Genomic DNA, 13018 nt, shown 5'->3' with positions numbered 1-13018 from the left:
CAGCTTGTTGCATATTACTTGCAAGAACAATAGATGTGCGTCAGTGGCGTGAACGGCATCGATGGAAGGGTGTTCCATGGGGAAGCGGAGACAGGGCGACGGTGTGACGCGGCGTCAGGCCCTCGCGCTCGGCGCGGGGGCCGCGGGGGCCGCGGCACTCGACCTGGAGGCGTCGGCTGCGGCCGCGGCCCGGACCGGGGACTCGGCCGGGGCCGAAGGGGTGCGCGAGCGGTCGTTCGACGAGGGCTGGCTGTTCCTGCGCGGCGACGCCGAGGGCGCCGAGTCGCCGTCGTACGACGACGGCTCCTGGCGGCCCCTGGACCTGCCGCACGACTGGAGCATCGAGGACCTGCCGTACGCGACCTCCACGGACGGCGGCGCCACCAGCGACCCCTCCCTCCTGGTCCTCAAGGATCCCGATCCCACCGCGCCCACCCCGCCGCAGGTCATCGGCCCGTTCGACACACAGCGCAGCCAGAACGGCGGCTCGACCGGCTACACGGTCGGCGGGATCGGCTGGTACCGCAAGCACTTCCGGTCACCCGGCGACGAGGACGGCCACGCCGAGCTGCGGTTCGACGGCGTCCACCAGAACGCCGACGTCTGGCTCAACGGCGTACACCTGGGCTTCCACCCCTACGGCTACACCTCCTTCGCGTACGACCTGACCCCGCACCTGAACCCCACCGGACCGAACGTGCTCGCCGTCCGCGTCGACAACGGCGGCCAGAACAGCCGCTGGTACTCGGGCTCCGGCATCTACCGGCACACCTGGCTGACCGTGACGGGGCCGGTGCGGATCCCGCTGTGGGGCGTGCACGTGACGACGCCCGAGGTGGCTGGGCGCCGTTCGGTCGCCCGTGTGGCGGTGTCGGTCGCCAACCTCGGCACGCGGTCCTCGCCGGCGGAGGTGCGCGTCACCGTCCTGGACCCGCACGGGCACCCCGTCGCCGTCCGGCAGGCGCCCGCGCGGACCGTCGGCCCCGGAGTCACGGTCGCCGCCACGCTCGACCTGCCGATCCCGCGGGCGGCCCTGTGGTCCCCGCACTCCCCGAGTCTCTACACCGCCCGCGCGGAGGTGCTGGTCCGCGGCCGGGGCGTCGACACGCTCACGACCACGTTCGGGATCCGGTCGCTGGTGTGGAACGGCGAGTCCGGCTTCCTGCTCAACGACGAACCCGTGAAGGTCACCGGCGGCTGCGTCCACCACGACCACGGGCCGATGGGCGCCGTCGCGCTGGACCGTTCGGAGGAGCGCCGGGTCGAGATCCTCAAGGCGGCCGGTTTCAACGCGATCCGCACCGCTCACAACCCGCCCACGCCGTCCCTCCTGGACGCCTGCGACCGGCTGGGCATGCTGGTGATGGACGAGTTCTTCGACGTGTGGGACACCGGGAAGAACCCGCAGGACTACTCGGTGCACTTCGCCGACTGGTGGGAGCGGGACCTGACCGGCACCACCCTGAGGGACCGCAACCATCCCAGCGTGGTGATCTGGTCGCTCGGCAACGAGATCACCGACAGGACGAACGACGAGCGCGGCGCGGAGATGGCACGCCTGCTCCGCTCCCTCGACCCCACCCGCCCGATCACCCTCGGCGGCGGCTCCACCTTCTCACCGGACGATCCGTCCTGGAGCTACGTCGACGTCGGCGACGTGCACTACAACGCCAACGGCAAGGGCTACGGCCCCATGCACGACGCCCACCCCGAGAAGGCGATGACCCAGAGCGAGGGCTTCCCCGCGACGATCCACCAGGACGCGAAGTTCGCCGAGGACCATCCCTGGGCCGTCGGCAGCTGGGTGTGGGCCGCCTGGGACTACCTCGGCGAGTCCGGCATCGGCAAGACGCCCATGGCCCCCGAGGGAACGGCCGCGGGCATCGGCGACCAGAGCGTCATGCCGGGCTGGTCCGTCGCCCGGACGCTGCACCACTCCTGGGGCGGCTTCGGCTACCCCTACCCCTACTTCCAGGGCAACTGCGGCGACCTCGACCTGATCGGCCGCCGCAAGCCCCAGAGCCACTGGCGGGCCGCGATCTCCGGTCGCAGCCCCGTCGAGCTGCTGGTGGAACGCCCCACCCGGTCCGGAACCGAGCAAGTGGCGGTCTGGTGGGGCTACTTCGACGAACTGACCAGCTGGACCTGGGACGTCGACCCCGGCCACCCCATGACGGTGCACGTCTACACGCCCGGCGACAGCGTACGGCTCCTGCTCGACGGCGCGGACCTCGCGGGCGGCGCTCCCACGGCCCCCGAACGCGCCATGGCCACCTTCACCGTCCCGTACACCCCCGGCGAGCTGACGGCGGTCGCCTCCCGGAACGGCGAGGAGATGGGCCGTACGAGCCTCACCACCGTGGGCGCACCGGCCGCCCTCCGCCTCGTCCCGGACGTGAAGGCCCTCACCACCGGCCGCGACGACCTCGCGCACGTGCTCGTCGAGGTGACCGACCGCCGGGGCCGGCTCGTGCCCGACGCGACGGTGCGGGTGGGCTTCGAGACAGCCGGTGCGGGGGAGCTCGCCGCGGTCGGCAACGGCAACCCGCACAACGTCGACAGCTTCCGGCAGCCCCGCCGCCACACCTGGCACGGCCGGGCGCTCGCCGTCCTGCGCCCGGCGAAACACCCGGGCCGCCTCACCCTGACGGCGAAGGCCCCCGGCCTGCGCCCGGCGACCCTCACCCTGCCGGTGACCCGCGGACGGTGACGCTCCCGAAGCCGGACGGCCGTCCCCGCCGTCCCACGGGCCACCGGGGTGCAGACGGCTGACGCGGTGACAGCTCGCCACGTTCGGGGGAACCGGCGGCGCGCCGGTAACCCGGCTGGGCGGCCCGGATGGTGCGAGTCGGTGGCGTGGCTGACGGTGGTTCATGTCGGAGGTCGGGTCATGACAGCTGATGGAGTATTGGCTGCCCGGCCCCGGCGGAAGGATTCCGAGATGCGATCTGCCCGCATGATCCTGGCCGCGGCGGCTGCGACGGCCGCCCTGGCCATCGGCGTTCCCGGGGCCCATGCCTACGGGGGCGACGAGGGCCGCGATGACTCTTCTTACAGCAAGAAGCAAGACGACGACAGCAGCCGCGACGAGGGGCGTGGCGGGGACCACTCCGGTGGCGGCAAGCAGGAATCGAGCGGAGACGACTACGGATCGGACCGGGACGACAGCGGCGACTCCGGCTCCTACAAGGACGACGAGCACGACAAGGGCGGTGGCTGGAGCAAGGAGAAGGACCACGACAAGCCGCGCGGCGGCATGCACACCGGAGGCGGCGCGCTGGCCACGCCGGCCGTGACCGCCGCCGGGCTGTCCGTCGTGGCCGTGGCCGCCACCGGCATGTACGCGCTGCGCCGCCGCAAGGTCGCCGAACCGGCTGTCTGACCGGAGTCCGATGCCCCAGGGCTACGGCCGCCGCCCGCCCGTCCCGCGTTCGGCGGCCGGCTGCCCGTCTCCCGACAGCCGCGCTGCCGTGTCCGAGTGAGGTGGTTTCCCATGGCAGCTGACCCGTCGTCCCGCACCCGCACCCCCACCGTCACCGAGCCGGCCCCGGCCGGGCCGGGCTCCCGCTCCGGTGGGCGGCTGGTGTGGACCGCCGCGATCGCACTCCTGGCCTTCGCCCTGATCGGCGGCAGGCAGGGGCCGTCCGGCTCGTCCGACCCGCCCGCCGCGGCGAGTGTCGCGGGCGCCCCCACCGCGTCGGCGTCCTCGGACGCCCCGGGGTCGGACGCCCCGGGGTCGGACAAGCACCTGTTCCGCTCCAGGCCGACACGCCTGTCCATCCCGAAGATCTCGGTCGACGCCCCCTTCACGTCCCTCGCCCTCGGCCACTCCGGCCGGCTCCAACCGCCGCCCGCCGACAACACCAACCTCGTCGGCTGGTACTCCGACGGCGTCTCGCCCGGGGAGGCGGGCACCGCGATCATCGCGGGCCACGTCGACACGGTGGCCTCGGCCGCGGTCTTCGCGGAGCTGGGCGAACTGAAGCCCGGCGACCGCTTCACCGTGGAGCGGGCCGACGGCACGAAACCGTCCTTCGTGGTCGACAGCGCGGAGACCTTCGCCAAGGACGACTTCCCCAGCGAACGCGTGTACGCCGACACCCCCAGGGCGGAGGTCAGGCTCATCACCTGCGCGGGGGATTACGACCGCACGGTCAAGGACTACATGGACAACCTCGTGGTCTTCGCCCATCTGGTCTGAACGATGCCCCGGGAAATGCCGCACGAACCGGTGGCCGAGGAAATAGAGGTGACAAGGCGGCTGGAATTCGACGCAACCATTCATCCCTTTCAGGTGCGCGGATGAATTACCGGAATTCGAGGGAACCGGTGTGGTGGGAATGCGGTCTTAGGATCCGCCGACGGCAGGGAACGCCTTCGCCGTCATGACCGAAGAACCGAATGCACCGGGGGATCGAAGAACAATGGCCATCCGTATGCGCACCCGCAGGACCCTGCTCACCGCCGCCACCGTCACGGCGGGCCTGTCCCTGGCCGCCGTGACGCCGGCTCTCGCCGGCACCGCCGCCGGTCACCCCACCCGGGCGGCGGTGGCCGCCACCGCGCAGGGCGACCCGCGCGACGTCACCCAGCGCGTCGCCGACTTCTACGGCGCCTACATCGACTCCGTCTGGGACAACGAGGACCCGGCGGCGGGCGCGAACGCCAAGGCCCTGCGCTCCTTCTACCTGTCCACCGCAGCCCAGCGGAAGGTCACCGCGTACGAGGCGAAGCAGCACGCGGACGGCATCCTGTTCGCGCAGAACGTGCCGGTGAAGTGGAAGGTCGCCTACACCGGCTCGGGCGCCGGCCACGCGACCAGCAGGGTCACCCTCACCTGGGGCGACGGCTCCGGCGCACAGGTCACCCGCATCGACGTCCAGTCCGACCTGAAGACGAAGAAGATCACCGACCTGAAGCAGGCCGGCTGACGTCCTCGTACGAGTACCCCGTCCTGGTGCGCATGCGACGCCAGGACGGGTACCCGGCGGCCGTGACGGTGTCGCATCCCGCCGAGCGGTCCCGGGACGGGCGAGGGTGGTTCGAGCGGCTGGCCGAAGAGGCCTCCAACTTCACGAGCTCGATCGCCTTCTACTGCTTCTGCCTCGCCCTGGTGGCCGCTTTCGTCGCCGTTCACGCCGCCGGCCTGCCTCTGGTCTGGCAGCTTCTCGTCGGCGACATCATGACCTCGGTCAATCTGCTCCTGCTGGCCCTGCTGAAGAACTCCGAGCGACGCGCCGAGCGCGCGGTGCAGCACAAGCTGGACAGCATCGCCGCCGCGCTGCTGGAGCAGAGCGAGGGCAAGACCGGCAAGGCCCACGAGGACCTGCGCAACGCGATCCGCGTGGAGGAGGAGATCTGAGGCGGCGTGTCGAACCACCGGCTCGGGGCACTGAGAGACGATGGAAGCACCGCGGAGTGCCACAGGCAGGGCCGGAGAGGCAGGGCTCCATGGAGCAGCGGGTCGCATCGCAGGCGACGGCCGGTGGCGTCCCGGCGGACCCCGACGTACGCCGGCGGATCCCGCGCACCGACGCCGTGCTGCGTGATCCACGGCTGTCCGAGGCGGCGGCACGGCTGGGCGCGGCCGTGGTGAAGACGGCCGTGCGGCAGGCGCAGGCGCGGGCGCGGGCCGGTGCTGTCCCGCCCGAGCGGGTGGCGGACGCGGCCCTCGCGCTGCTGCCGGACACGGCGGGCGGGCTCCGTCCGGTGATCAACGCCACCGGGGTGCTGCTGCACACCAACCTCGGCCGGGCCGCGCTGTCGGCGGCGGCCCGGCAGGCGGTCGGGGAGGCCGCCGGCCCCACGGACGTCGAGCTGGACCTGGTGACGGGGGCGCGAGCCCGCCGGGGGCGCTCCGTCCTGCGCGCCCTGTGCGACCGCGTACCGTCGGCCGGCGCCGCGCACGTCGTCAACAACGGTGCCGCCGCCCTGGTCCTGGTGGCCACCGCGCTCGCCGCCGGCAAGGAGATCGTCATCAGCCGGGGGGAGATGGTGGAGATCGGGGACGGCTTCCGGCTGCCCGACCTCCTGGTCTCCACCGGGGCCCGGCTCCGCGAGGTCGGCACGACCAACCGGACGACCGCCGCCGACTACGCCGCCGCGATCGGCCCCGGGACGGGATGCGTGCTGAAGGTGCACCCCTCCAACTTCCGCATCACCGGCTTCACCCGCGCCGCCGCCGTCGGCGAACTGGCGGCGCTCGGCGTCCCCGTGGTCGTCGACATCGGCTCCGGGCTGCTCGCGCCGCATCCGCTGCTGCCGGACGAACCCGACGCCGAGACGCAGCTGCGGGAGGGCGCCGCACTCGTCACCGCGAGCGGCGACAAACTCCTCGGCGGACCGCAGTGCGGGCTGCTGCTCGGCGACGCGGAACTGCTCTCCGCCCTCGCCCGGCATCCCCTGGCCCGCGCCCTGCGTGTCGACAAACTGACACTGGCCGCACTGGAGGCCACGCTCACCGGCCCCCCGACGCCGACCGCCGTAGCGCTGACCGCGGATCCCGCACGGCTGCGGGCCCGCGCCGACCGGCTGGCCGCCGCGCTCGACGCGTACGGCGTCGACGCACGGGCCGTCGAGAGTGCGGCGACGGTCGGCGGGGGCGGCGCGCCCGGTGTGGACCTGCCCAGCGCCGCGCTGTCCCTGCCGGAGCGGTTCGCCGCGCCCCTGCGCACCGGCCGGGTCCCCGTGGTCGGGCGGCTGGAGGCAGGCCGCTGCCTGCTCGATCTGCGGGCGGTGCCGCCCGAGGACGACGACCGGCTCGCCGACGCCGTCCGATCGGTCGCGGGGAGGTAGCCGCCATGCGGGTGCTGGCCACCGCCGGGCACGTCGACCACGGCAAGTCGGCGCTGGTACGGGCGCTGACCGGGATGGAACCCGACCGCTTGGAGGAGGAGCGGCGCCGGGGGCTCACCCTCGACCTGGGCTTCGTCTGGACACCGCTGCTGCCGGAAGGCGAGCACCTCGCCTTCGTGGACGTCCCGGGCCACGAGCGGTTCGTCGCGACCATGCTGGCCGGGGTCGGGCCCGTGCCCGCCGTCCTGTTCGTGGTGGCCGCCGACCAGGGCTGGCAGCCGCAGTCCCAGGAGCACCTGGCGATCCTGGACGCGCTCGGCGTGCGGCACGCCGTGCTCGCGGTGACCCGCAGCGACCTGGCGGACCCCGAGCCGGTGCGCGCCGACGCCGTGGAGCGCATGGCCGCGACCTCGCTCGGCAAGGTGCCGTCCGTCGCGGTGAGCGCGGTCACCGGCGCCGGACTGGACGACCTGCGCGCCGAACTGGCCCGCCTGGCCGGAGCACTGCCCGTGCCGCCCGCCGACGCGGACGTGCGGCTGTGGCTGGACCGGGCGTTCACCGTGCGGGGCCACGGCACCGTGGTGACGGGCACCCTCGGCGCGGGCACCCTCCGGGTGGGCGACCGTCTCGTCACGGCGGACGGCTCCGCCGAGCTGAGGGTGCGCGGGCTCCAGTGCCTGCACGAGGAACGCTCCGAGGCCGGCGGTGTGGCACGGGTGGCCGTCAATGTGCACGGCCCCTCGGACGGTGCGCTCGGCCGCGGACAGGTGCTGCTGACCCCCGGCCGCTGGCTGACCACCGCCCTGGTGGACGTCCGGGTCGTCGGCGAGCCGGTCGGCGATCTGCCCCGGACGGTCACCCTGCACATCGGTACGGCCGCCGTCCCCGTGACCGTCCGCCCGCTGGGCCCGGACACCGCCCGGCTCACCCTCGCCCGCCCCCTGCCCCTGCGGGTCGGCGACCGGGCGGTGCTGCGCGAGCCGGGCGGCGGGCGCACCCCGTGCGGGGTGACCGTACTGGACGTCCGGCCGCCACGGCTGGCCCGGCGCGGCGCCGGGCGGGCCCGGGCGGCGGAACTCGCGGCCATGACCGGCCACCCGGACGGCACGGCGGAGGTGCGCAGGCGCGGCCTGGTGCGCCGCTCGGACCTCCTCGCGATGGGCGTGCCGCCGCCCGCCCCGCCGGTCGCCGGGGACTGGCTGGCCGACGAGACGCACTGGACGGCACTGCGCGAGCGGCTGGCGGCGGAGGCGGCCCGGCACGCGAAGGCCCACCCCCTGGAGCCCGGCCTGCCCACCGAGGCGGCCCGCCACCTGCTGGGGCTGCCCGACCGGACCCTCGTCGACGCCCTCGCGCGCGGTGAGCCTCGGCTGACCGGCCGCCAGGGCCGCCTGTACGGCCCCGGCAGCACCCGCCCGGCACTGCCGGCGCCGATCGCGGCGGCCGTCGACGCCGTACGCCGCGACCTGGCCCGTACGCCGTTCCGCGCGCCCGAGGCCGACCGGCTGACGCGGCTGGGACTGGACCGCAGGGCGGTGGCCGCCGCCGTCTCGGCGGGCGCGCTGCTGAAGATCGCCGACGGCATCGTGCTGCTCCCCGGCGCGGACGGGCAGGCCGTGGCCGTCCTGCGCGGGCTGCCCCAGCCGTTCACGGTGAGCGAGGCCCGCCGGGCACTCGACACCACACGCCGGGTCGCCGTGCCGCTGCTGGAGTTCCTGGACGTCTGCGGACACACCGAGCGCGTGGACGAGCAGCGCCGGCGCTGCCGCGAGGGCCCGGGGAGCGGAGGCGGACGGGAATCGAACCCGCCTGCCCGAGATCCTCGGGCACCTCGGTTTTGAAGACCGGGAGGGCCACCAGGCACCCACACGCCTCCACCGACCGCCAGGCTAGTTCCCCAGGAGACCGGCATGACACCGACCCGCCAAGCAGCCGTCAGGCTCACGCAGTTCGCCCACGGCGGCGGCTGTGCCTGCAAGATCCCGCCCGGTGAGCTGGAGGAGGTCGTCAGCGGTCTGACGGCGCCCTCGCCCGCCGGGGCCGGCAGTCCGCTGCTGGTCGGGCTCGCCACCGGCGACGACGCGGCCGTCGTCACGCTTCCCGGGCAGGAGAACACGGCCGTGGTGTCCACCGCCGACTTCTTCACACCCGTCGTCGACGACCCGTACGACTGGGGCCGCATCGCCGCCGCCAACGCCCTGTCGGACGTCTACGCGATGGGCGGCCGGCCCCTCCTCGCGGTCAACCTGCTGGCCTGGCCCCGCGACCGGCTGCCCTTCGACCTGGCCCGCGAGGTGCTGCGCGGCGGACTGGACGTGGCCACGGAGGCGGGCTGTCACATCGGCGGCGGACACAGCGTCGACGACCCGGAACCCAAGTACGGCATGGCCGTCACCGGTGTCGCGGACCCGGCCCGGCTGCTCCGCAACGACGCCGGCCGGCCCGGTCTGCCGCTGTCGCTGACCAAGCCCCTCGGCCTGGGCGTGCTGAACAACCGTCACAAGGCCACCGGCGAGCGGTTCGAGCAGGCGGTCGCCACCATGGTGGCGCTCAACCGGGACGCGTCCGCCGCCGCCCTGGCCGCCGGTGCCTCCTGCGCCACCGACGTCACCGGCTTCGGCTTCCTCGGCCATCTGCACAAGCTGGCCCGAGCGTCGGGCGTGACCGCGGTGGTGGACACCGCCGCCGTGCCCTACCTGGACGGCGCCCGGGAGGCCGTGCGCGCCGGATACGTCAGCGGCGGCACCCGGCGCAACCTGGAGTGGGTCGCGCCGTTCACGGACTTCGGGGACACGGACGCCGACACCCGGCTGCTGCTGGCCGACGCCCAGACCTCGGGCGGGCTGCTGGTCGCCGGGGAGGTGCCCGGAGCGCCGGTGGTCGGGGAACTGGTGCCGCGCGCAGCCCACTCGATCGTGCTCAGGTGATCACAGCTCCGTGCCCGTCCGCTCGTCGATGCCCGCCCGCGCCCGGTAGACCCGCACCAGCTCCACGGCGGCCGGGCCCCGGGGACGGCGTCCCGGCCGGATGTCGACGGCGAACGCCTTCGTCTCCTGGATGTGGGTGTTGGGGTCGAGGGACAGATGCACCAGCTCGTTGGCCGCGTCGCCGGTGCTGTAGCCGTTCGGCCCCCAGTGGTAGGGCAGTCCCACCTGGTGCAGGGTGCGCCCGTGCACGGTCAGCGGCGGAACCCGGTCGGTGACCAGCACCCGCGCCTCGATGACAGCCCGCGCGCTGACGATCGTCGCCCAGCCGGTGTGCTCCAGCCCGCGTTCGGCGGCGAGTTCCGGCGACACCTCGCAGAAGAACTCCGGCTGAAGCTCCGCCAGATAGGGCTGCCAGCGGGACATGCCGCCCGCCGTGTGGTGTTCGGTCAGCCGGTAGGTCGTGGCGACGTACGGGAACACCTCGGTGCCGGGCTCGCCGGCGCTCGGCTGGTAGCGGTTGTCCGGGTGCGGCGGCAGCAACTGCCGTACCGGGTTGCGCTGCCGGTCGTACAGCAGGTTGGGGAACGGCGAGTCCTGCGGCTCGTAGTGCGTCGGGAGCGGGCCGTCGGTCAGCCCGGACGGGACGTACAGCCAGGCCTTGCCGTCGGCCTGCATGATGAACGCGTCCGTGCCCGACAGCGCCTCGGGGCCCTCCGCGTCCGGCGGCGGACGGTGGCCGGGGGACTTGTCCTTCTTGAAGTCGGGGACGTCGTGGCCGGTCCACTGCCCCTGCTCCGCGTCCCACCACACCAGCGCCTTGCGCTCGCTCCAGGGTTTGCCGTCCGGGTCGGCCGAGGCGCGGTTGTACAGGATGCGCCGGTTGGCCGGCCAGGCCCAGGCCCAGTCGGCCGCGACCCAGTCCTGCTCCTGGCCCGGTGTGCGGCGGGCGGCCTGGTTGACGCCGTCGGCGTACACCCCGCAGTAGATCCAGCAGCCGCAGGCGGTGGAGCCGTCGGGCTTCAGCTGCTCGTACGACGACAGGGGGCCGCCGTCGGCGTCGCGGCCGTTGATCTCGGCGAGGACGGCCTCCGCGTCCGGCTCGGCCTGGAAGCCCTTGGTGGGGTAGTCCCAGGTCAGATCGAGCACGGGCCGGTCCATCGAGTCGTCGGACCCGGCGAGCTTCTCCCGGATGATCCGCCCGAGGTGGTAGGTGAACCACAGGTCGCTGCGCGACTCGCCGGGCGGCTCGACGGCCTGGTGGTGCCACTGGAGCAGCCGCTGGGTGTTGGTGAAGCTGCCGTCCTTCTCGGTGTGCGCGGCGGCGGGCAGGAAGAACACCTCGGTGCGGATGTCCTCGGTGCGCAGCTCGCCCGTCTCGATCTCAGGACCGTCCTTCCACCAGGTGGCCGACTCGATCAGCGAGAAGTCCCGTACGACGAGCCAGTCCAGGTTGGCCATGCCCAGCCGCTGGAGCTTGGAGTTGGCCGAGCCGACGGTGGGGTTCTCCCCCATGAGGAAGTAGCCCTTGCAGATGCCCTCCAGCTGGGCCATGACGGTCTCGTAGGTGGAGTGGGAGCCCGTCAGACGCGGCAGGTAGTCGAAGCAGAAGTCGTTGTCCGGGGTCGCGGCGTCGCCCCAGTACGCCTTGAGCAGGCTCACCAGATAGGAGCGCATGTTGCCCCAGTAACCCTTGTGCGCCGCGTCCGCCCGCACGAAGGCCTCCAGGTCCTGGTCCCGGTGGGCGTGCGGCATCGGGATGTAGCCGGGGAGCAGGTTGAACAGGGTGGGGATGTCTGTCGACCCCTGGATGGAGGCGTGCCCGCGCAGCGCGAGGATGCCGCCGCCCGGCCGGCCGATGTTGCCGAGCAGGCTCTGTAGGACGGAGGCCGCGCGGATGTACTGGACGCCCACCGTGTGCTGGGTCCAGCCGACCGCGTAGGCGAACGCCGTGGTCCGCTCCCGTCCGGAGTTCTCCGTGACGAGCTCGCACACCTGGCGGAAGACGTCCTGCGGCACCCCGCAGATCCGCTCGACCATCTCCGGCGTGTAGCGGGCGTAGTGCCGCTTGAGCACCTGGAAGACGCAGCGCGGGTGGGTCAGTGTCTCGTCCCGCTCCGGCTCGCCCTCGCCGATCGCCGGGCCGCCCGCGCCGTGCGCCTCGCCGCCCGCGGCCTCGCTCACCGAGCGGCCGCCGCCGGTGCGCTCCTCGTAGTGCTGGTCGCGCTGGCCCGCGGCGGCCTCCACCTCCACGCCCTCGTACTGCCAGCTGTGGTTGTCGTAGGTGCGGGTGTCGGTGTCGAGGCCGGAGAAGACGCCGTCCAGGTCCTCGGTGTCCCGGAAGTCCTCGCGCAGGATCACCGGCGCGTTGGTGTAGGCCACGACGTAGTCACGGAAGTACGCGTCGTTGCTCAGGACGTGGTTGATCATCCCGCCGAGGAAGGCGATGTCCGAGCCCGCGCGCAGCGGCACGTGCAGGTCGGCCAGCGCGCTGGTGCGGGTGAAACGCGGATCGACGTGGATCACCTTCGCGCCGCGGGCCTTCGCCTCCATCACCCACTGGAACCCGACCGGATGGCACTCGGCCATGTTCGAGCCCTGGATGACGATGCAGTCGGCGTTCTGAAGGTCCTGCTGGAAGGTGGTCGCGCCGCCGCGTCCGAACGAGGTTCCCAGACCGGGAACGGTGGAGGAGTGTCAAACACGGGCCTGGTTCTCGATCTGGATCGCCCCGAGCGCCGTGAACAGCTTCTTGATCAGGTAGTTCTCTTCGTTGTCCAGCGTCGCCCCGCCCAGGCTCGCGATCCCGAGGGTGCGCCGCGTGCGGGTGTCGTCGACCTCCCACTGCCAGCCCGCGCGCCGCGCCGCGATCACCCGGTCGGCGATCATGTGCATGGCCGTGTCCAGATCGAGGTGCTCCCACTCGGTGCCGTGCGGGCGCCGGTGGAGCACCTGGTACTCACGGGCGTCACCGGTGGTCAGCTGGAGGCTCGCCGAGCCCTTCGGGCACAGCCGCCCGCGCGAGATGGGGGAGTCGGGGTCGCCCTCGATCTGGGTGACCCGCCCGTCCTGGACGTACACGTTCTGGCCGCAGCCCACCGCGCAGTACGGGCACACCGACTTCACCACCCGGTCGGCGGTGGCGACCCTCGGGGTAAGGCGCGCGCTGGTCCCGCTCTTGGCCGCGGCGCCCCGGCCCAGCGGGTCCGTGCCCGTGAGCTGGCGGTAGACCGGCCAGGAGTCGATCCAGGTGCGTACGCCCATGTCCTGCGCCCTTCCGGTGCCGGGTGCCGCGGCCG

Annotated in this window: 8 protein-coding genes, 1 tRNA gene and 1 pseudogene; 8 read left to right on the top strand and 2 right to left on the bottom strand. The window is 73.3% G+C overall.

What is annotated here, in order from left to right; genetic code table 11:
- Positions 1 to 76: 76 nt before the first annotated feature.
- The 7 genes and pseudogenes from ABZ915_RS25065 to ABZ915_RS25035 form a co-directional block, all read left to right on the top strand.
- Entirely contained in the window at positions 77 to 2710 is a 2634-nt protein-coding gene (locus tag ABZ915_RS25065; RefSeq protein WP_361807186.1) for a glycoside hydrolase family 2 TIM barrel-domain containing protein, read from the top strand.
- 231 nt (positions 2711 to 2941) lie between these two features.
- Complete coding sequence (locus tag ABZ915_RS25060; protein ID WP_361807183.1) at positions 2942 to 3382, top strand: hypothetical protein; 441 nt, start codon at positions 2942 to 2944, stop codon at positions 3380 to 3382.
- A gap of 111 nt (positions 3383 to 3493) precedes the next feature.
- Positions 3494 to 4201, top strand: a complete 708-nt coding sequence (locus ABZ915_RS25055) for a class F sortase (RefSeq protein ID WP_361807180.1) — start codon at positions 3494 to 3496, stop codon at positions 4199 to 4201.
- A 235-nt stretch (positions 4202 to 4436) separates the two neighbouring features.
- Complete coding sequence (locus ABZ915_RS25050) at positions 4437 to 4931, top strand: hypothetical protein (RefSeq protein WP_361807177.1); 495 nt, start codon at positions 4437 to 4439, stop codon at positions 4929 to 4931.
- Between the two features lie 32 nt (positions 4932 to 4963).
- Positions 4964 to 5362: a low affinity iron permease family protein gene (locus ABZ915_RS25045; RefSeq protein WP_361807425.1), complete on the top strand. Its 399-nt coding sequence runs from the start codon at positions 4964 to 4966 to the stop codon at positions 5360 to 5362.
- 89 nt (positions 5363 to 5451) lie between these two features.
- Positions 5452 to 6795, top strand: a complete 1344-nt coding sequence (selA, locus tag ABZ915_RS25040; protein WP_361807174.1) for an L-seryl-tRNA(Sec) selenium transferase — start codon at positions 5452 to 5454, stop codon at positions 6793 to 6795.
- A 5-nt stretch (positions 6796 to 6800) separates the two neighbouring features.
- Positions 6801 to 8543: pseudogene (locus ABZ915_RS25035) on the top strand (SelB C-terminal domain-containing protein); the annotation flags it as partial.
- Positions 8544 to 8578: 35 nt separating this feature from the next.
- Here ABZ915_RS25035 and ABZ915_RS25030 read toward each other — a convergent pair.
- Positions 8579 to 8671, bottom strand: a tRNA-Sec gene (locus ABZ915_RS25030).
- Between the two features lie 34 nt (positions 8672 to 8705).
- Between ABZ915_RS25030 and selD the strand changes: the two genes are divergently transcribed.
- Positions 8706 to 9722, top strand: a complete 1017-nt coding sequence (gene selD, locus ABZ915_RS25025; RefSeq protein ID WP_361807171.1) for a selenide, water dikinase SelD — start codon at positions 8706 to 8708, stop codon at positions 9720 to 9722.
- Here the strand turns inward: selD and fdh are convergent, their stop codons facing one another.
- Positions 9723 to 12983 carry a formate dehydrogenase gene (gene fdh, locus ABZ915_RS25020; protein WP_361807168.1) on the bottom strand — a complete coding sequence of 1087 codons (3261 nt, stop codon included), beginning with the start codon at positions 12981 to 12983 and terminating at the stop codon, positions 9723 to 9725.
- Positions 12984 to 13018 lie beyond the last annotated feature (35 nt).

It is taken from the genome of Streptomyces sp. NPDC046915 (assembly GCF_040644935.1).
Taxonomy (GTDB): Bacteria; Actinomycetota; Actinomycetes; order Streptomycetales; family Streptomycetaceae; genus Streptomyces.
The sequence above is the reverse complement of the archived record's forward strand: the minus strand, read 5'-3'. Positions and strand labels throughout refer to the sequence as shown.